General features: G+C 69.1%; 15 protein-coding genes, 1 tRNA gene and 1 pseudogene. 11 read left to right on the top strand and 6 right to left on the bottom strand.

Annotation, left to right across the window (positions count from 1 at the left end):
• Positions 1 to 50: 50 nt before the first annotated feature.
• Positions 51 to 1043, bottom strand: a complete 993-nt coding sequence (locus ACQEVG_RS31705; protein ID WP_432990176.1) for a zinc-dependent alcohol dehydrogenase — start codon at positions 1041 to 1043, stop codon at positions 51 to 53.
• A 107-nt stretch (positions 1044 to 1150) separates the two neighbouring features.
• On the opposite strand from ACQEVG_RS31705, the gene ACQEVG_RS31700 reads away from it, so the two are divergent.
• Positions 1151 to 2005, top strand: coding sequence for a CDP-alcohol phosphatidyltransferase family protein (locus tag ACQEVG_RS31700; protein WP_432990174.1), 855 nt, complete (start codon positions 1151 to 1153; stop codon positions 2003 to 2005).
• On the opposite strand, the gene ACQEVG_RS31695 is transcribed toward ACQEVG_RS31700, so the two are convergent.
• Entirely contained in the window at positions 1963 to 2187 is a 225-nt protein-coding gene (locus ACQEVG_RS31695) for a DUF397 domain-containing protein (RefSeq protein WP_432990172.1), read from the bottom strand. The two genes, ACQEVG_RS31700 and ACQEVG_RS31695, sit on opposite strands and share 43 nt — an antisense overlap.
• Before the next feature lie 269 nt (positions 2188 to 2456).
• Here ACQEVG_RS31695 and ACQEVG_RS31690 point away from each other — a divergent pair, with 269 nt between their 5' ends.
• The 4 genes from ACQEVG_RS31690 (at position 2457) to ACQEVG_RS31675 (ending at position 7907) form a co-directional block, all read left to right on the top strand.
• Positions 2457 to 4280 carry an AMP-dependent synthetase/ligase gene (locus ACQEVG_RS31690; protein WP_432990170.1) on the top strand — a complete coding sequence of 608 codons (1824 nt, stop codon included), beginning with the start codon at positions 2457 to 2459 and terminating at the stop codon, positions 4278 to 4280.
• 84 nt (positions 4281 to 4364) lie between these two features.
• Positions 4365 to 4742 (top strand): hypothetical protein, encoded by a 378-nt coding sequence (locus ACQEVG_RS31685; protein ID WP_432990168.1) that lies wholly within the window; start codon positions 4365 to 4367, stop codon positions 4740 to 4742.
• On the top strand, positions 4726 to 7338 hold the full coding sequence (locus tag ACQEVG_RS31680; protein WP_432990166.1) for a caspase, EACC1-associated type: 2613 nt from the start codon (positions 4726 to 4728) through the stop codon (positions 7336 to 7338). Before ACQEVG_RS31685 ends, ACQEVG_RS31680 begins: the two co-directional genes overlap by 17 nt.
• Positions 7339 to 7400: 62 nt before the next feature.
• On the top strand, positions 7401 to 7907 hold the full coding sequence (locus ACQEVG_RS31675) for a hypothetical protein (protein WP_432990164.1): 507 nt from the start codon (positions 7401 to 7403) through the stop codon (positions 7905 to 7907).
• A gap of 50 nt (positions 7908 to 7957) precedes the next feature.
• Here the strand turns inward: ACQEVG_RS31675 and ACQEVG_RS31670 are convergent, their stop codons facing one another.
• Positions 7958 to 8791, bottom strand: coding sequence for a maleylpyruvate isomerase family mycothiol-dependent enzyme (locus ACQEVG_RS31670; RefSeq protein WP_432990162.1), 834 nt, complete (start codon positions 8789 to 8791; stop codon positions 7958 to 7960).
• A gap of 322 nt (positions 8792 to 9113) precedes the next feature.
• On the opposite strand from ACQEVG_RS31670, the gene ACQEVG_RS31665 reads away from it, so the two are divergent.
• The 4 genes and pseudogenes from ACQEVG_RS31665 to ACQEVG_RS31650 all read left to right on the top strand — a co-directional run bounded on the left by ACQEVG_RS31665 (position 9114) and on the right by ACQEVG_RS31650 (position 12591).
• Positions 9114 to 10712 carry an FG-GAP repeat domain-containing protein gene (locus ACQEVG_RS31665; protein ID WP_432990160.1) on the top strand — a complete coding sequence of 533 codons (1599 nt, stop codon included), beginning with the start codon at positions 9114 to 9116 and terminating at the stop codon, positions 10710 to 10712.
• A 216-nt stretch (positions 10713 to 10928) separates the two neighbouring features.
• Positions 10929 to 11096, top strand: a pseudogene (locus ACQEVG_RS31660) (3-hydroxyacyl-CoA dehydrogenase family protein); the annotation flags it as partial.
• A 152-nt stretch (positions 11097 to 11248) separates the two neighbouring features.
• Complete coding sequence (locus ACQEVG_RS31655; RefSeq protein WP_432990158.1) at positions 11249 to 11860, top strand: TetR/AcrR family transcriptional regulator; 612 nt, start codon at positions 11249 to 11251, stop codon at positions 11858 to 11860.
• Positions 11861 to 11880: 20 nt separating this feature from the next.
• Entirely contained in the window at positions 11881 to 12591 is a 711-nt protein-coding gene (locus ACQEVG_RS31650) for an AAA family ATPase (RefSeq protein ID WP_432990156.1), read from the top strand.
• 71 nt (positions 12592 to 12662) lie between these two features.
• Here the strand turns inward: ACQEVG_RS31650 and ACQEVG_RS31645 are convergent, their stop codons facing one another.
• Complete coding sequence (locus ACQEVG_RS31645) at positions 12663 to 15593, bottom strand: ATP-binding protein (RefSeq protein WP_432990154.1); 2931 nt, start codon at positions 15591 to 15593, stop codon at positions 12663 to 12665.
• Between the two features lie 328 nt (positions 15594 to 15921).
• Between ACQEVG_RS31645 and ACQEVG_RS31640 the strand changes: the two genes are divergently transcribed.
• Positions 15922 to 17040: an isoafricanol synthase gene (locus ACQEVG_RS31640; protein WP_432990152.1), complete on the top strand. Its 1119-nt coding sequence runs from the start codon at positions 15922 to 15924 to the stop codon at positions 17038 to 17040.
• 154 nt (positions 17041 to 17194) lie between these two features.
• Here the strand turns inward: ACQEVG_RS31640 and ACQEVG_RS31635 are convergent.
• Positions 17195 to 17279: transfer RNA gene (locus ACQEVG_RS31635), tRNA-Leu, on the bottom strand.
• 188 nt (positions 17280 to 17467) lie between these two features.
• On the opposite strand from ACQEVG_RS31635, the gene ACQEVG_RS31630 reads away from it, so the two are divergent.
• Complete coding sequence (locus ACQEVG_RS31630; RefSeq protein ID WP_432990150.1) at positions 17468 to 18772, top strand: DUF2254 domain-containing protein; 1305 nt, start codon at positions 17468 to 17470, stop codon at positions 18770 to 18772.
• Positions 18773 to 18814: 42 nt separating this feature from the next.
• On the opposite strand, the gene ACQEVG_RS31625 is transcribed toward ACQEVG_RS31630, so the two are convergent.
• Positions 18815 to 19162, bottom strand: coding sequence for an ANTAR domain-containing response regulator (locus ACQEVG_RS31625; RefSeq protein ID WP_432990148.1), 348 nt, complete (start codon positions 19160 to 19162; stop codon positions 18815 to 18817).
• Positions 19163 to 19201 lie beyond the last annotated feature (39 nt).

Below are 19201 nucleotides of genomic sequence, written 5' to 3'. Positions count from 1 at the left end.
AGGTGCGGCAGCACATCTGACCTGTAGTACGGCCGGCCTGTTCTCGTTGTTCAGGCCGGATCAGCAGCAGTTTCATACAGCACGCGGTGACACAGCGCCGGGAGCTCCCCGGAGGCGAGCCTCGGCAGCACCTGCGGCAGCTCGTCGAAGGCGCACTCGCCGGTGATCAGCGCGTCGAAGGCGGGGTCGGCGAGCAGGTCGAGCGCGAGCGCGAGGCGGTCGGCGTAGGTCCGGCGGGCCCCTCGGGCCGGTGACACCGTCCCCACCTGACTGCTGCGCACGACCAGACGGCGGGAGTGGAAGGCCTCCCCCAGCGGCAGGCTGACCCGCCGGTCGCCGTACCAGCTCAGTTCGAGGACGGTGCCCTCCGGGGCGAGGAGTTCCAGTGAGCGGGCGAGTCCGGCCTCGGTGGCGCTGGCGTGGACGACGAGATCGCAGTCGCCCGCGGCGTCCTCAGGGAGCGCGAAGTCGACGCCGAGCGCCTTGGCGATGCCGGCGCGTGCGGGTTCCGCGTCGACCAGCTGGACGCGGACGGCGGGGTATTTGGCGAGTACGGCGGCGACGCCGGCGCCGACCATGCCTGCCCCGACCACGGCGATCCGGTCGCCGATCAGCGGTGCGGCGTCCCACAGGGCGTTCACCGCGGTCTCCACCGTCCCGGCCAGCACGGCCCGCCGGGCGGGGACTGTGTCCGGCACGGGAGTCACGGCGCTCGTGGGGACGACGTACCGGGTCTGGTGCGGATAGAGGCAGAAGACCGTACGGCCGAGCAGGTGCCGCGGTCCTTCTTCGACAAGACCGACGTTGAGATAGCCGTATTTCACGGGCCCGGGGAACTCGCCGTCCTGGAACGGCGCCCGCATCGCGCCGTGCTGGCTCTGCGGTACGCCGCCGCGGAAGACGAGCGTCTCCGTGCCACGGCTCACCCCGGAACAGAGCGTGCGCACCAGCACCTCGTCGTCGCCGGGTTCCGGCAGCACAACGTCCCGGATCTCCCCGTGACCGGGAGACCGGAGCCAGAAAGCACGAGCGCCACGCTCCATTGGCGTCCTCCTGAACAGTCGGGTGAGGATGCACGTACTGATCACTGCAAGCCGCGGACACGGTACGCGGGACTGATCGAATCTGTCACACCCCCGGAGGGTGCACGGTGGCCCTGAACAACCCTTACGACATGAGGCCGCTGCGGCACGAGACGGCGGTGGGAGCAGGCGCGCAGATCCTCCTGCTGGCCCTGCTCGGCACGGCGATCGGCCTGGGACCCGCGGGCTGGCTGACCGGCCTGGCCTTCGCGGTCGCCACCTGGGCGGTGCTCACCCGCGCACTGCGCCGGTCCTGGCTCCAGTCATTCGGACCGGCCAACCGCGTCACGCTGGCCCGCGCGACGCTCGTCGGGGGTGTGACCGCGCTGGTCGCTGACTCCTTCGAGAGCCCGCCGCCGGTCACGGTCCTGGTCGCTCTCACCACGGTGGCGCTGATCCTCGACGCGGTCGACGGCAAGGTCGCGAGGCGCACCGGGACGGCGTCCCCGCTGGGGGCACGCTTCGATATGGAGGTCGACGCCTTCCTGATCCTGGTGCTCAGCATTCATGTCGCCATGTCACTGGGCCCGTGGGTACTGCTGATCGGCACCATGCGCTACGCCTTCGTCGCGGCGGCCCGGGTGCTGCCGTGGCTGAACGGAGCCCTGCCGCCGAGCACGGCCCGTAAGACGGTGGCCGCGCTGCAGGGGATCGTCCTGCTGGTGGTCGCCGCCGGGGTTCTCCCGAGCCTGCTTGCGTTCGCGGCGGTCGCCTCGGCGCTGGCGCTGCTCAGCTGGTCCTTCGGACGGGACATCAGGTGGCTGTGGCGGGTCAGGGGCAGGGAGACGGCCAGGCATGGGGCGATCGCTGAACCCGCGGTGCGGCTCGTGCGGGCCGAGGCCGGGATCTCGTCCCCCGGCTCCAACTGCCCGCAGACGCTTCAGACTGCCGCAAACCCGATGAATTCCACCCACGCGGCCTGAGTCACCGCGAACCGCGGCCCGTCCTTCTCCTTGGAGTCGCGGACGTGGACGGCGTCGGCCAGGCGGGCGACCTCCACGCAGCTGTCACCCTCAGAGCCGCTGTAGCTCTGCATCGGGCCGTCCGTACCGGCATGGTGCGGCTGCCGCAACGGCATGATCTGCAGCTCGGCGTTCGGGTCCACTGTTGCTGTTCGCCATGGGCGGCGACCCCCTTGTCGCGCTTGTCCACTCGTTGCGCATGTACAACGAGCCCATGCTCACGTTGGGTTACTCGTACCGTCAGAGGGTCAGCTCGTACACGGCTCTGCGTACGAGCTGTCGTCGTTGCATCTCGCGAACGGCAGGCGTTGGATGTGACCGAAATCTAGGCACGGAACGCCTCCAACAGGTACCTTTCGCTCCCCGAGTTGCACAGCGCGCGACGCCCCGAACACGGTAAGGGAGAGGCCATATGCAGGGAATCGGTCCTCCGCGCCGTGTCGAACCGGCCTGGTCGGGGGGCCTCGCCGACTCGGTGTACGAGACCGCCGAACGCGATCCCTCCCTGGTGCAGTTCTCCCGCCGGACGGGGCCCGACGACTGGGAGCCGATCAGCGCGGAGCAGTTCCGCGACCAAGTCATGGCCGTGGCCAAGGGGTTCCTGGCCGGCGGCATCCGCTTCGGCGACCGGGTCGCCCTGATGTCCCGTACGCGCTACGAGTGGACGGTTCTGGCGTACGCCCTGTGGTCCCTCGGCGCCGAGATCGTTCCGGTCTACCCCACGTCGTCCATTGAGCAGGTGCGCTGGATCCTGTACGACTCCGAGGTCCGGGCCGTCGTGGTCGAGCACGAGAACCACGCGATGACCGTGGCGGCCGCCTGCGACGAGGAGACGCGGCTGTCCGCGATCTGGCAGATGGACCTGGGCTGTGTGGCATCCCTGATCGAACAGGGCCGCGGTATGGACGACGAACTGATTCACCGTCACCGCGCTGCCGTACTGCCCGACCAGATGGCCGCGATCTGCTACACCTCCGGCACCACCGGAACACCCAAGGGCTGTCTCATCACTCACGCGAACCTGGCCGCCGAATGCGACATCCTGGTGGCAGGCTGGGGTGGCATCCTCGCCGAGCCCGGCGTCCAGCCGTCGATCCTCAACTTCCTTCCTGTCGCGCACATTTACGGGCTGATGGTCGTGGTCGCCTGTCTGCGCGGCGGCGTCCGCCTCGGCCACCAGCCGGATCTGACGCCCGAGGCACTGCTCCCCGCCCTGGCATCCTTCCGGCCGACGTTTCTCTTCGCCGTGCCGTACATCTTCGAGAAGATCTTCCACAAGGCCCGCCGTACCGCTGAGGCCGCAGGGCACGTCAGCCTCTTCGACAGGGCCGCGGCCGTCGCGGTGCGCTACGCCGAGGCCGTGGAACGGCACTCCATCGGGTCGGGCCACGGCCCCGGCCCGTCGCTGAAGGTCCTGCACGCCGCCTACGACCGTCTGGTGTACGGCAAGCTGCGCGCCGTGCTCGGCGGCCAGGTGCGCAACGCCGTCTCCGGCGGCTCGACGCTCCGAAGGGAGCTGGGACTGTTCTTCTCGGGCGCGGGCATCACCGTGTACGACGGCTACGGCCTCACCGAGACCGCGGGCGCGATCACGGCCCAGCCTCCGGGAGAGGTCAGATTCGGCACGGTGGGCCGGCCCATCCCCGGCTGCGCCGTACACATCGCGACGGACGGCGAGGTGTGGGTACGCGGCGACACGGTCTTCGCGGGCTACCTCAACAACGCCAAGGCCACCGAAGCGGTGCTGCGAGACGGGTGGTTCGCCACCGGCGACATGGGCCGTCTCGACGACGAGGGCTATCTCGTCATCACGGGCCGCAAGAAGGACATCATCATCACCAGCGGCGGCAAGAGCGTGGCCCCACTGCCTTTGGAGGAGCAGCTGCGCCACCATCCCCTGATCTCGCAGTGTCTGATCGTGGGCGACGACCAGCCGTACATCGCGGCACTCATCACCCTGGACCCCGAGGCCCTGGCCCACTGGCAGGCGCTGAAAGGGAAACCACAGGCGCCCATGTCGGTGATGGCGAACGACGAGGACCTGCGCGCGCAGATCCAACGGGCGGTGTCCCGGGCCAACACCCGGGTTTCGCGGGCGGAGTCCATCCGCGCGTTCCGCGTCCTGCCGAACGAATTCAGTGTGGACGACGGTCTGATGACACCGACGCTGAAGCTCAAGCGACGGGCGATCACGGGCGCGTACGCGGCCGACATCGACGCCCTGTACATGCGCTGACGGCGCCTCACGGATCCGGTGGAAGCAGCCCGCACGGGCGTGGCCGAGCGGCTACGCTCAGTGGTCTGGGTAGGAGGGGGCCTTGTGTCGGACGTCATCGGCCTGCACGTGCAGGTTCAGTCACTTCCGGACGGCGATCCGGAGGAACTCGCCGAAGTCACCGGTCGACTGCGCACGGAGTTGCTCGATCTCGACGTCATGGCGGTCGATCCGGTGAGTGAGCCGGCCGAGCCGGCGCACGCCAAGGGGCTCGCAACGGTGGTGGGCTGGCTGGCCATCCAACTGCGCACCGCAGAGGGGCTGCGGGCGCTGGTGAACGCCGTACGCGGCTGGGCGGGACGGACGGACCGAGTGGTCGAAATCAGCCTCGGCGGGGACACCTTGAAGGTCACCGGAGCGACTTCGGCGCAGCAGGAGCTGCTCATCAGTGCCTGGCTCGCCCGCCATGCAGCCGACACCTGAGCTACCCGCCGAGCGGCGGCTGGCTCTGGTGGTGGCGACCTCCACGTACGCCGATCCGTCACTGCGCCGACTGCGCGCGCCCGCACATGACGCGGCCGGTCTGAGCGACGTCCTCTCCGATCCGGGGATCGGCGGGTTCACGGTCACCCAGGTGATCGACCGGACGGCTCAGGATGTCCGGCTGGCATTCGAGGAATTCCTCGCCCACCGTGCCCCGAACGACCTTGTGGTGGTGTACGTGTCCTGCCACGGGCTCGTCGATGCCCGCAGGCGTCTGTACTTCGCCGCCGCGGACACCCGCAAGGACCGGCTGGCCGCCACCGGAGTGGAGGCGCAATGGGTCCTCGACCAGCTGGACGACTGCCGGGCACGCCAACAGGTCGTCATCCTGGACTGCTGCTTCAGTGGCGCGTTCGCGCAACGCAGTAAGGGAGAGACCGACCTGGGACTGGGCGAGCGGTTCCACGGTCACGCCCGCGGCAGGGTCGTGCTGACGGCCTCCCGGGCAACCGAGTACTCGTTCGAAGGCGAGCCGGTCCCCGGGGAAGTCCTGCCGGGATCTGTGTTCACCAGCGCGTTGGTGACCGGCATTCGCAGCGGCGCGGCCGACACCGACCACGACGGTTACATCTCGGTGGACGACGCCTACGCCTACGCATTCGACCGGCTGCGAGCCGACGATGTCGCGCAGACACCACAACGCTGGCTCTACGGAGCCGAGGGGGAGATCCTGCTCGCCCGCAGTCCCGCCGGCGTCCCCCTCCCCTCCGCCTCCCTGCCCGATACCTGGACCAGTGGCCTCGCGAATCCCCATCCGGCCATCGCGCTCGGCATTGTCGCCGCCCTGGGCGAATGGCTCGCGGACAGCGACCCCGCACGCGCTCTGGCCGCCCGCCGGGCCCTCGAGCAGGTCGCCGATGGGGACATTCCACGTGTGGCGGAGGCCGCTCGCGCCCAGTTGGACACCGGCACGGATGGGTCCGGCACGGATGGGTCCGGCACGCCTCTCGCGGAAGCATCCGCCGATGAGCAGCCGGACACCGCATCCGGCGCCCCGGCTTCGGCAGACGACGCGTCCGACGACACGGTGCCAGAAGACACCGTTCCCAACGGCGATGCGCCACAGCCCGTCCTGGTCGATCTGTCCAAGCCCGCCGACGGCCCGGCTCACAGACAGCCGCGCCGGCTTCCCCTGCCGCGCACTCGCCGCGGCCGCGTTGGGCTCGGCGGGGTCGCCGTCCTTCTCGCCGCTGCGGCGACTGTCACGCCCATGCTCGTCACCCGGATCAACGACCCCGGCCCGCACGGCCGTTACGACCGGCCGCGCGGACTCATCCTGGTGAACGACAAACCCGTCACCGGCTCCTCGGACACGGGGCAGAAACTGCGCTGGAAGCGCACGTACACCGACGGCCCCATGTACGCACCCGTCACCGGCTATGCCTCCCAGTTGTTCGGCACGGGCCTGCTCGAGAGCGTCGAGGACAAGCTTCTGACCGGCACCGACTCCCGACTTGGTTCAGCCGTCGCCGGGAAGGTGTTCACCACCATCGAGGCCGCTGCCCAGAAAGCCGCGTACGAGGGCCTGCAGGGCAAACAGGGCGCCGCCGTGGCACTCGACCCGAGCAGCGGCAAGATCCTCGCGCTCGCCTCCTCCCCCTCCTACGACCCGTCGAAGATCGCCGGCGCGTCCAAGGCCGACAGGGCTGAGTGGACGGCCCTGAACAGTGACAAGAAAAAGCGCATGCTCAACCGCGCGCTGAGGCAGACCTATCCCCCGGGCTCCACCCTCAAGGTGGTCACCGCCGCAGCCGCTCTGCAGAACGGCCTCTACAGCAACGTCGACGCAGCCACCGACTCGCCTGTGCCGTGGGTGCTCCCGGAGACCACGGTCCAGCTGAAGAACGAGGGCGGCGGCGCGTGCGAGAACGCCTCGCTCCTGTCGGCACTCCAGTACTCCTGCAATACCGTCTTCGCCAAGATCAGCAATGACCTCGGAAACACCAAGATGCGCCAGCAGGCCGCGGCATTCGGCTTCAACAAGGAGATCACCACCCCCTTGCCCGCGGTCAAGTCCGTCTATCCCGCGGACGATGGTTCGCTCAACGCCCTGGATGGCATCGGACAGGGCAGCACCAGCGTCACCCCTCTGCAGATGGCCATGGTCGCCGCGGCCGTCGCCAACGAGGGCTCACTCATGGAGCCTTACCTGGTCGCCAGCCTGCGGACCGCCGACGGCAAGCTCATCGAGCAGCACAAGCCCAAGGCGCTGAGCCGACCGCTCAGTGAACTCAACGCGAGGAAGCTGCAGCAGATGATGGAGTACGTCGTCCAGGGCGACGGACCAGGATTCAGGGCCCAGGTTCCCGGGAGCTTGGTGGGCGGCAAGAGCGGCACGGCGCAGCTCCGCAGCGGCACAAGTGCCACCGGGTACGCCTGGTTCATCTCCTACGCCAGGACGGAGGGGTCCGGATCCCCGGAGGTTGCCGTCGCCGTAGTCGTCGAGGCTCCCGGCGGAACCGGCGAGACAGCGTCCGGAGACAAGATCGCCGCACCGATCGCCAAGCGCGTCATGGAGGCGGTCCTGCGCCGCTGACGCACCCGGCCGGACAGCGCTACGGGATAGGATCCGTCCTCCGGACAAGGGGGGCCACGCGAGTGTCCAAGCCGAGCTTTCTCAGCCGCCGCATGTTGTTCGTCCTGGGTGGGCTGGCTGTGCTGGCCGGCGGGACCGGCGTCTATGCGGCGAGCGGTGACACTCCCGCCCCTGATCGCGAGAGAGTGCGCAAGGACACGGAACCGCTGCTGCGTCGATTCCGTGCCATCGGGCAGCTCTCCGATCCGCATTGGCTCGGCTACAACCCGAACGATTCCGGACGTGAGACCATCCCCGACCAGGATCCTCGGATCCGAGTTGTCGGAATCGCTCAGCTGCCGGCGGGTGCAGTCGCATCGATCGTCAGGAGTTCGGCGTACGGCTTTGCTCTCGGTAGCCCGTCGAAAGTGCCGGAAGCACTGGCGCAATTCCTTCCCGAACACCCTGAGTGGATGAACAGCCCCCGCTATGACCGGCAGATCACCAAGTCGGTCTACCAGGGACACTTCTACTTTGACCGGGGCACCGGCTGCGTCTACTTCGACACGATCAACCCTGAGATCGTGTAGGAGCCGAACCCAAAGCCGATGAACGCCTCATCGCCGCGGGGCCGTTGAGCTCACGGCGCCGTGAACAGCGTCGGGAACCGCGGAGCCAGCCACGGCTTTCGGCCCCACGCCAGCACCCGCCCCCGGGCGATCGCGCTCCACGGCTCGCAGCGGCCCAGCGCCATCAGCAGGAACGTGACCGGCTCCGTCAGGATCGTGCAGTCGGGGCGGCTCGGGGACTCACTGCTCACGGCTACGGCACCGTCCGTGAACCTGACCCCGAAGCCTGTGCCGCCCCGCATGCGGACCCGGTAGCGCGCGGTCAGCCCGGCTGTGGCAGCGGCGTTGGTCACCCGGGGCATGGTCGTGATCATGAAGGGCAGGGTGAGCTCCACCCGGGCGGCATCGATCATGTGCGGGCGGCCCACCGCGCGCGCGAGGTCGTAGCCGTGGCCGAGCATGTGCGTCAGCAGGTACGAGCCCAGTTCCACCCGGCTCATCGGGCCCAGCGGGGTGAGCACAGTCTGCTCCGCCGTTCCCTGGTCCATCGCCTTCAGGTAGGCATCGGCCTGCGACGCGATCATCGCCGCCAGCGGATCGGCCCCACGCTCCCCGAACTTTGCGAGTGCACGCTCATTGGCCGCGGCCAGACTCTGCGGCGTGCCGTCACCGTGGCTCCGCTCGCGCCCCGCCGCGATGTCGGCCATCAGCTCGTTGGCCTGCGCCAGATGCGCCGCTGCCTCGCCGATGGTCCATTCCGACCCGGGCACCGGCGCACCCGTGTCGGCGACCCCGCGCAGCAGCGCGGCGATGTCCTCGGCGGCGTCACGTATCGCGTCGGCGAGTCCCTCGGGCAGGGTGCCTGGTACGTCCTGCCCCGTCGCTGATTCCACGCTGCTCCCCATCACCTTCGGCCACGCGGAACGCGTGCAACCTTCGACAGACCCGTCCTTGGCTGCCGCGGTACACAAGACCAGGTCACGGGGCCTGCGACAAGAGTGGGAGCGACGAAATCCCGGCACGCGGCCGGAGCAGTTGGAGGCGAGGAACCCGTGTCGGCAAAGCTCACGTGGCTCCTCGAGATACCTCGCCTATAAGATCCTTGCTCCGAGCCTGGCCTTGCCGCTCTTCCCTGGGGGAACCGTGTTCTTCACGACGCGCGATCGCGCGCGCATCAGACGTGCCCGACACATTGCGGGATGCACTGCAGTCGCGCTGTGCGGCGCCATGCTGCTGTCGCATCGCGCCGCAGCGGACCCGGTCCCGCTGCCTACGGAACGAGCCCTGCCCCGTGCCGACTTCACCGGCGACGGTAAGGGTGACATCTTCTTCCGCGACTCCAACGGCAATTTCAATGTCGCGGACCCCGCCAGTACGTTCGGTCCCTACGACTACTTCCTCAACCGCGACCATCCAGAACGCGATGCCTACAAGGACGTCATCCCGGTCGGCGATCAGGACGGAAGCGAAAACGGCCTGCCGGAGTTCCTGACTCTTTCCGCGAATGGAACCCTCACGCTGGCACGCGGCACGCAGTACAACTACACCTATGTCGGCCCCAAGGACTGGTCCGGCCGTGGTTGGCAGATCTACAACAAGGTGTTCTCGCCCGGCGACCTCGACGGCGACCGCAGGGCGGACCTGCTGGCCCGCACACCGGCCGGGGAGCTGTATCTGTATCCGGCCACCGGAAACCTCTCCGCACCCTTCGGGGCCCGGACGAAGGTAGGCGATGGCTGGCAGATCTACGATCAGCTTGTCGGAGTCAGTGACAACACCGGCGACGGCATCGGTGATGTCATCACCCGCACGCCCAGCGGCGATCTCTACTTTCATGCCGGTACGGGCGACGCATCGCATCCGTTGCTGGCGGCCGTCAAGGCAGGGTCCGGCTGGAACATCTACAACCAGATCGCCGGCGGGGACGACATGACCGGCGACGGCAACGGCGACCTCGTCGCCCGCACCCCCGAGGGAACCCTCTCCCTCTACCAGGGCGACGGTGCCGGGCGCCTCCCCGCGCGCACTCCGTTTCGCCTGTCCGACGGCTGGCAGGAGGCGGACCTTATCGCCTCAGCCGGCGGCAACCCGTCCTTCGGCAAGCCTGGGATCCTGGCGCTCGACACCACGGGCAAGCTGTATACGTACCAGTCCCTGAACAGCGGCCGGCTCGCCAACCGTCGGCAGGCACCGACCCCTTACCGCTGCGGCACCGGCCCCGGCACCAGGATCAGCCTCGCTTCGGATCTCGCACACGACGGCCGCCCGGACGTGCTGGCCATCTGCAACAACCAGCTGACCCACGGCTCCGAAGGCCAGTACGACGCGGGCACCGGGTGGGGCGCCTACACCACGCTCACGGGCCCCGGCGACCTGACCGGAGACGGACAGGGTGACCTGCTCGCCCGCGACTCATCCGGCACCCTCTACCTCTACCAGTCCATCAGCGACTTCGACTTCATCGCCTTCGCGCCCCGGACAAGGGTCGGCAGCGGCTGGAACGCGTACGACACCGTGGGCGCCGGTGACTACACCGGCGACGGCCGCTCCGACGTCGTCGCCCGCACCGCCGGCGGCACCTTGTACCTGTACGCGGGAACCGGGATCCGCACCGCCCCCTTCAAGACCCGCGTCAAGATCGGCGACGGTTGGCAGATCTACAGCAAACTCGCCGCCGTCAGCGACCTCAACGGCGACGGCAAGGGCGATCTGCTCGCGGCAGACCGAAGCGGCGTCCTCTACGCCTACAACGCCACCGGCGTCGGAACCTTCCGTGCCCGCGTCAAGATGGGCGGAGGCTGGAACACCTACCGCGGCCTGTACTGACACCTTGCCTCGGGCAGGCAGTCAGCCAAACTGGGAACGCGTATCCAGAAGACCCCCTTCCCGACTGGACAGGTGGTCATCTGTCACAAAGCCACTGTGCGCCCCGGCTTGTCGCCGCGTCACAGCATCACGTGCTTGACCTGGGTGTAGTTCAGCAGGCCGGCCAGGGACAGATCGCTGCCGTAGCCGGAGTGCTTGACCTCCGTGCGGCAGTTGCTCGCCCTGACCGATCTGATCGGACTGGACACCACGCAGGCCATCGCCGAGTCGATGTACGAGGAGTTCCGGGAGCCGCTGTACGCCACGCCGCCGCTGCTGGCCCGGATGGTCGACGCGGGCCTGCTCGGCCGTAAGTCGGGCCGGGGCTTCCACACGTACCGATGAACCGGCGCAGCGCGGTCCCACGCTTCGCGGCGGCTGCGGCCCTGGGCCCGGGGTCCGGAGCCGGGGCGGCGATACGGGAAGATGGAGAGGCCCGGGGCGGCCAGGCGGGCCCCGCCGAGCACAATGGCGGCGATACGGACAGGAGCGGCAACGTGGCCAAGGCCGAACGCACGCTGGAAACGCGTGAGCGGATTCTCTCCGCCGCGTGCGAAGTGATTGCCGAGGTCGGCTTCGAGAAGATCCGTATGCGCATGGTCGCCGAGCACGCCGGCGTATCGACAGCTCTGCTGCACTACCACTTCGAGACCCGCGAGAAACTCTTCGCGGAAGCGATGACGCACTCCTTCGCCCAGACCGGCACCGAACTCGAACGCGACGCCGACTCCGTCCCGGCCTCGGTCACGCTGGCACGCATCATTCACAGCATGCTGCCGACGGACCCGGAACTCCGGCAGGACTGGAAGCTCTGGCAGGAGCTGTGGGTACGGGCGCTGCGCGACAAGTCCGCACACCACCTCACCGTGGACCTGTACGACCAGCTCCACACCTGGGTCGCCGAGGCACTGCGGCGGGGAATGGGCACCGGGGAATTCGCCGACTGCGACATCGACGCCACCAGCACGCTGATTCTCGCTCTGTGCGACGGCTTCGGCATCCGGCTGATGCTGGACGACCCGCGGGTCACGCTCGACGCCGCGCAGGCAGCGATCTGGCAGGCGATTGCCGGAACTCTCGGCATTCCGTCCACGTTCCCGGACATCTGAGCGCGGGCGACACTGGTCGGGTGATTGTCGAACGCGCGTATGCCCATCTCTCCTCGTACGACGAGGACGCCTGGCCCTGGTCGGTGCCCTGCGTCCGGCAACTGCTCGACGAAGGGCTGCGCTTCACCGCGCCGGTGACCTTTCTGGTCGGTGAGAACGGCTCGGGGAAGTCGACCCTGGTCGAGGCGCTGGCGGAGGGGTTCGGTCTGGACTCCTACGGCGGCTCTCACGACTGGAGCTACGCCTCCCCGCGTGGCAAGTCGGCACTGGGCGAGCGGATGAAGTTCGACGCGGCCCCGCGCGGGCGCCGCATGGTCACGAGTTGGTCGGCCCGCAAGGGCTTCTTCCTGCGGGCCGAGACCGCGCTGGACGCCCTGGGCAGGGAGGGGTTCGCGCCGGGCTCGGTCAGCCATGGTGAGGGCTTTCTCGCTGCGTTCCGCGGGAAGTTCCTGCACGCCGGGCTCTACGTCCTGGACGAGCCGGAGGCGGCGCTCTCTTTCTCCTCGTGCCTCGAACTGATCGGGCACATCGACCGGTTGGCCAAGGAGGGCGGCCAGGTCATCTGTGCCACGCACTCACCGCTGCTGACCGCCCTGCCGGGCGCGGACATCGTCGAGGTCGGCGAGCACGGTATGCGGAGGGCCGCCTGGCGGGAGCTCGGCGTCGTGGACCACTGGCGCCGCTATCTCGCCGACCCGCACGCCTATCTGCGGCACATCGTCGAACCGTAGGCGGCTCCCCTCAACTGACGTCCCCGCCCGGGCGAACAGCAGTCACGGTCCCGGCCTCGCACGCGTACGGCTCAGCCGGGCGGTGTCGGCGACGCACCCCTCTGCATCCCGATCAGCCTCGGCAGTCCCGCCTGATCGGAGCCGACCTTGCGGTAGATGTCGGACAGCAGCCGGGTCACCACCTGGTCCTGGGCACCCAGCGCCTCCGCGATGCGGGCGCTCGACCAGCCGCGAGCGGCCCATTCGGCCACGGTCCGCTCCTGCGCGGTGAGCGACTCCCTGGCTGCGGTGCGCAGTTGGAGCGGCCACAGACCGGCTGCGTCCAGCTCCTCTCGGGCCCGCGCCGCGAGGGCGTCGGCCCCGCCCTGCACCGCGCCTTCCAGTCCACGGTGAAGCTGCTCGGCGGCGTCCTGCGGCAGCCCGGCACGGCGCAGGGCGACGCCGTGGTCCACCAGCGCACACGCCAGGTCGTAGCCGGAGGGGGAGCGCTCGAGGTGTACGACGGCGTCGGCCAGCAGGGCGACCCGCTCCGTACCGTGGGTCACCGACGCCATGGCACGCAACGCCTGACCGATGGCGGACTGGGTACCGAATCGGCGGGCCCTCCGAAGACCTTCGGAGGCGAGCTCGAGGGCCCGTTCCGGATCGGAAACCTCCACTGCCCGGGCCAGGTGGAGCTGCCAGGGGCACCAGGCCGGGTTGCGCATGCCGCGCGGTTCGAGCCGCTCACCGACCCGGACGAGCTGCTGCTCGGCCTCCCGCCGCATGCCCAGGGCGAGCAGCAGCTCGCTGTAGACGGTCTGGGAGTCCGGGTACACCACGGCGCTGGGCACGACCTCGCCGTAGCTGTACGTGGTGGCGAGTTCCTGGGCGTCCCGGGTGCGGCCGCGGGCGAGCAGGATCTCGATGAGGATGCCGATGGCGAAGTACTGTGCGGGCACCTGGTGCCCGACCCTGTCCGCGATCCGCAGTCCGCCGCGGACCAGGGTCTCGGCCTCGTCAAGGCGTCCGCGGCGATGGCGGATATAGCCCAGCAGCGTGTAACCGAACGAGAGATGGGCGCCACGCCAGCCCTTGCTCTCGCATTCTGCGATACCCCTGTTGAAGAGTTCTTCCGCTCGTCCGGGCTGGTCGCAGTACATGAAGGTGAGAGCGACCAGGACCGGGACCTCGAAACCCCACTGCTCGTCGGTCCACTTGAGGCCCTCGCCGAGGGCTTCTTCCGCGTAGTGGAGCGCGGTGGCGGCAGGCTCGCCGCGCACCATGGCGTCCCAGGCGCGCAGCCCCAGGATGTACCGCTCCGCTATGCCCCGGCCGGTGAGGTGCTCGGCGAGCCGGGCCAGCCTGCGCGAGCGGGCGGGCGAGTCCTGTTCGTCGGCCCGGAAGGCGTTCCACATGAACTGCTCCGCCTGCATGCGCAGCCGCGTCCTTGTGTTGGTGGCCCCTCGGGCAGCTTCGGCAACCGTCTCGGCGGCCTCGGCCATCCGGTCCGAGTGGCCGAGGGCCTGGGCCAGCCGGTAGACGATGGCCTCGCGCAGTGCCGGGTCGAGGACGGGCTCGTCCAGTGCGGCCCGCAGATGGTTGACCGTGGTCGCGGGTTCGGTGAGCAGGGCGGAGCAGCCGAGTTCGAACAGGAGGTCGGCCCGCTCCTCCAGGGCGGGTGGCTCGCGGAGCGCTCGGGCGAGGCAGCGCCGGGCGGCCTCCGGAGCACCTGCTCGCAGGTACTCGCGGGCGGCTTCGCGAAGCGTGCGTACGGCCCAGGGGTCGCTCTCGGGGTGCATCTCCAGCAGGTGCCGGGCAGCCGTGGTGGCGCCCAGGCCCGCGCTCGAGACGATCGCGGCGGCCTGGCCGTGCATGGCGACGCGGAACGCCGCGGGAATCGCCCGGTAGACGGCGGTGGCGACCAGCGGGTGGAAGAACTCCAAACGGTCGTCTTCGAGGGCATCCGGAGCCGCGTCGGCGAGGATGCGGGCCTCGCGCAGCCGGGCGACGGCATCGACGGACTCGGCCTCGCCCAGTCCGCCGACGCTCGCGGCCAGGCTCCGGGATGCCTCGGAGCCCAGCACGGCGGCACTCCAGGCGAACCGGACGACCGAGGTGCCGAGCCGTTCCAGCCGCTCGACGAGCCCGCCGCCCTTCACCGCGGAGGCGAGCTCCCGCAGTTCGGGAACGTGGACGACCTGCGGCTTCAGCCCGCGATCGGCGACCTTGGCGACCAGTTCGACGGTCTCGAAAGGGTTCCCTCCGGTGACCGCCCAGGTCTCGCGGCAGAACGCCTCATCGGCTTCCTCACCCAGAGTTTCCCGGACGATGCGGCTGACCCCGCTGGGGGTGAGCGGTACGAGGTCGAAGGGGCGCGATCCAAGGCGTTCGGTCAGCCTGCCGAACGCCACCGCATCGACGGGGAGTTCATCGGAGCGGTAGGCCACGACGAGTAGCATCGGAAGTTCGCTGACCCGCGGCGCGAAGCCGGTGAGCCAGGCCAGCGACTCGGCGTCGGCCCAGTGGGCGTCGTCCAGCATCACCACCAGCGGCGCGTGTTGCACGGCGAAGCGGGTGGCGATCCAGTCCAGGCCGTCCCGCACGCCCTGCGGATCGGGGGAGGCATTGCCGTTCCCCGCCACCAGGCCCACGGCAGGGGCGACGATGTCATACCAACTGCCCAGTATCTTGCGGTGTTCCTTCTCGGAACCCGCCGCAAGTACGGGCTGGACGAGCTGGCGTACGACATGGAATGCCACACCCTGCTCCTGCTCTCCTCCGCAGGCGAAGAGCACCGTGCAGCCGCGGGCAACGGCCCTCCTGCGCACCTCGTTGAGCAGTGTGGTCTTGCCGAGTCCGGCCGGCCCGGCCAACGCCACCAAGCCGCCCGTGCAGGGTGCGGCCGACCCTGTGAACGACGCGCCCAGGTCGGTCAACAGGGCATCCAGTGCCGCGAGTTCCGCGTCACGTTCCAGCAGCAGTCGGCGCGGTCGCCCCGGCCGGTCTCCTGTGTAGGCCACATCCGTTCCTTCGGCCGTGTGTCGGTCCCCGAGTATGCGAAGGGTACGCCCGCAGAGACGGTCCGTAGTCCTTCGCGGAGGTCTTGCCCACGGAGACGGATGGTTTCTGGTAATACCGGCGACCGCACGGCGGTACCTCCGTCCCCACCTCCCGATGCGCCTCTTCAGGGGGCGCGTACGCGGTCGCGTACGCCGGTATCACGCCACATGACACCCGTCGCTCACGGTCGTTCGGCTGATGCGGCGCCTAGCCTCGTAGCGCGGCGCGAACGCGTCAGACCTGCACCGCCGAGCCGGCGGGACACGCCGCGACACCCAGGGGGTGCGTATGGCGAACAGGACGACTTCCGGCCTTCACCCGGTCCCCTCGGACCCGACCCGGCGCACCGCGGCCATCAGGATTCCGTTTCCTGCCCGCTTCAGCCCGCACGCGGAACGCGCCCGGCGACACACCCTGCAGTGGTTGCAGGAAACGGGCTTGCTGACGGGGGAAGCCGAGACGGCAGAGTACGACGCGCTGCGGCTCGAGCGGTTGATGGCGCATTTCTACCCCGACGCCACAGGCAACGACCTTGAGCTGGCGGCCGACTTCAACGCCTGGTTCTTCATCTTCGACGACCAGTTCGACGGTCGGCTGGGGATGCGCCCCGAGGCGATCGAGCATGTGGTGGCCACCCTCGTACGGACCATGACGGCGGATGGCGCGCCCGCGGTGTCCGGCAGGGCGGGCCCACCGCTCGTCCGGGGGTTCCGAGACATCTGGCGCCGGGCCACCGCCGGTACTCCGTACGGCTGGCAGCGTCGGTTCCGTACGCATTGGCAGGCCTACATGGCCGCGTATCGAGGGGAAGCACACCACCGGAACGCGGACCGCCTGCCTTCCTTGGAGCAATTCCTCGAGGTCCGGCGGGACTCCATAGGCGTACAGCCCTGCCTCGACTTCACCGAGCGGTGCGGCGGATACACCCTGCCGGACGAGCTGCACGGCTCCTTCCCACTCCGGGAGATGCGTGAGATCACCGGCGAAGTGGTGATCTTCGTCAACGACATCGTCTCGCTCGCCAAGGAACTGGCCGTCGGGGATGTGAACAACAGCGTCATCGTCCTCCGCGAACAGGAGGGTTGCTCCCTGGAGCGGTCCGTCGAGCACATCGCCGCCCTCGCCAACGCGCGGACAGCCCGGTTCGCCCAGCTCGCCGCCACCCTGCCCAGGACGCTGAGCGCACGGGGTGTGCCTTGGGAGGTGCGCGGGCACATCGGCCACTATGTGGAGGGCATGGGTCACCTCATGGCGGGCAACCTCGCCTGGTCCCTCGCGACCTCCCGCTACGACGTGGCCGGGATCGCTGCCGTGAGCGGCGGACGGCAACGGCCCTGGGCATACCTCGCCGCGGCAGCCGAGTCCTTGGCCGAGCGCGTTGCGCGGAACGCGCCGGCAGAGAGTTGAGCAGCCTCTTCGGCCACGACGCAGCAGGCACTGTGCGAGCCCGACAGGATCGGCCGGAACAGGGCCTGGCTGTCCGATCAACGAGAAACGGGCCCCACCAGGACTTTCGTCACTGACAGAGACCCGTTTCGCCGGTTTCTCAATGTTCTCAATGTGTCCGAGGGGGGACTTGAACCCCCACGCCCGATAAAGGGCACTAGCACCTCAAGCTAGCGCGTCTGCCATTCCGCCACCCGGACCAGGTGACCGCCCCGGTTTCCCGCGGCGACATGGACAACAATACCAGGGGATCGTGGCCCCCCTCACCTGCATATCCGGTGGTCAGTGGGGTGCAGCACACCCGATCAGGGCCCGTCGCCCCCGCCGACCCGAGCCCACTGCAGCGTGTATCCCTACATATGCGCAGGGTGACGCTACGGTCGGCTGCGTGAGTGATCGCAGCTATCGCCCTCCCCGCGCGCTCGCGCAGCTGCGCGAGCATCTGCGGGACACCCTCTGGTTCGCGCCGACCGTAGGGCTGGTCCTGTCCGTCGCGCTGTGGTGGGGGGCCTACTCGCTGGACAGCACGATCGTCCGGTATCTCCAGGACGAGGGGGCGTACGACGAGCTCAGCGATCTGATCTCGATCGTCGAGGACACCAAGACGATCGTCACAACGATCAGCTCGGCGATGATGACCTTCATCGGTGTCGTCTTCAGCATCTCGCTGGTCGCCGTGCAGATGGCCAGCGGCCAGCTCACCCCCCGCGTGGTGCGGATCTTCGTACGGAGCCGGATCAGCAAGGCGACGCTGACGGTTTTCCTCGCGACGTTCTTGTTCTCGCTGCTGGTGCTGACCTCGTACGAGAGCGAGACAAATCCGCGGCAGGTCACCTCCGTGCCCTGGCTGCAGAGTCTGCTGACCTTGGTGTTGCTCGCGCTGAGTCTGCTGCTGTTCATCGCCTATGTGAGCTCCACGCTGCGGCTGATGCAGGTCGGGCCGGTCGTCGACAGTATCGCGCACGAGTCCCTGCAACTGGTGGGGAGACAGCCGGCCGGGGAGCGGGAGCCCGCGCCCCTCGCGCCGGAGAGTGGATGGATTCCGTATCGGGGGCGGGCCGGGGTGCTGCGGGATGTGAATGTCGCGCGGCTGGTGCGGGTCGCCCGGCGGCAGGGTGTGGTGCTGCGGCTCATTCCACGGATCGGGGATTTCGTCGTGCCCGGGACGCCGATGCTGGCCGTGCACGGGGGCGGCGAGCCCTCGCGGTCGGCGTTGCGTTACACCGTGTCCGTGGGGGTTGAGCGGACCTTTCTGCAGGATCTCGGGTTCGGGCTGCGGCAGTTGTCGGACATCGCACTGCGTGCCCTCTCGTCGGCCGTGAACGATCCGACGACCGCCGTGCAGTGTCTGGACCGCATCGTGCAGTTTCTGTCGGTGGTGGCGAGGAAGCCGCTGGGGGCGGTTCATCACCGGGACCGCAAGGGCGCGGTGCGTCTGGTGCAGGACGTGCCGGAGTGGACGGATCTCGTCGATCTCGCCCTCGCCGAGGTGCGGCTGCACGCGCCGGGCAATCCGCAGGTCAGCCGGCGTCTGATCGCCGGGATCGACGATCTGCTGCTGCTCGTGCCCGAGGAACGCAAGGATCCGCTGCTCAGGCACCGTGCGCTGCTGATTCAGGCGGTGGCGCGGGCCGTTCCCGAGGCGGCCGAGCGGGAGTTCGCGCTCCTGCCCGACCGCCAGGGGATCGGCTAGGCGTGTTGTAGAAGTAGCGCCCGCTGTTGAGGGCGCGGCGGTTCAGCTGGCGTCGGCGAAGTCGGCGGCCACGGCGCGGACCTTACGGTGCTGGCTGCGGGAGAGCGACACCAGCATCTGGAAGGCCGTGGCCTCGTCGCAGCCGTGCCGCGTCATCAGCATTCCTTTGGCCCGCTCGATCAAGGCGCGCCCTTCAAGAGCCTCCTTGAGCTGGCGGTTCTCGGTGCGGAGGGCTTCAAGGACGTCTTCGGGGACGGGCAGGGTTCTGAGCTCGTGCTCGAGCTGGCCGCTGAGGCTCTCCAACGAGGCGAGCACGGCCCGTACGGCGCCCAGCAGGGCAGCCACTCGGTCCATGGGGTCGAACGGTGCTGCATCGCGGTCTGACGGCATGGCCTTCATGCTGGCGGCGGAAGCGGCGCCTCAGGAGGG

It is taken from the genome of Streptomyces sp. CA-135486 (assembly GCF_050936555.1).
Lineage (GTDB): Bacteria > Actinomycetota > Actinomycetes > Streptomycetales > Streptomycetaceae > Streptomyces.
The sequence above is the reverse complement of the archived record's forward strand: the minus strand, read 5'-3'. Positions and strand labels throughout refer to the sequence as shown.

What these genes read in the sequence shown, in the direction of transcription:
- ACQEVG_RS31665 (WP_432990160.1), top strand. Translation starts at nt 9,114, where the DNA reads ATGCTGCTGTCGCATCGCGCCGCAGCGGACCCGGTCCCGCTGCCTACG.
- ACQEVG_RS31705 (WP_432990176.1), bottom strand. Translation starts at nt 1,043, where the DNA reads ATGGAGCGTGGCGCTCGTGCTTTCTGGCTCCGGTCTCCCGGTCACGGG.
- ACQEVG_RS31680 (WP_432990166.1), top strand. Translation starts at nt 4,726, where the DNA reads ATGCAGCCGACACCTGAGCTACCCGCCGAGCGGCGGCTGGCTCTGGTG.
- ACQEVG_RS31670 (WP_432990162.1), bottom strand. Translation starts at nt 8,791, where the DNA reads ATGGGGAGCAGCGTGGAATCAGCGACGGGGCAGGACGTACCAGGCACC.
- ACQEVG_RS31640 (WP_432990152.1), top strand. Translation starts at nt 15,922, where the DNA reads ATGGCGAACAGGACGACTTCCGGCCTTCACCCGGTCCCCTCGGACCCG.
- ACQEVG_RS31625 (WP_432990148.1), bottom strand. Translation starts at nt 19,162, where the DNA reads ATGCCGTCAGACCGCGATGCAGCACCGTTCGACCCCATGGACCGAGTG.
- ACQEVG_RS31690 (WP_432990170.1), top strand. Translation starts at nt 2,457, where the DNA reads ATGCAGGGAATCGGTCCTCCGCGCCGTGTCGAACCGGCCTGGTCGGGG.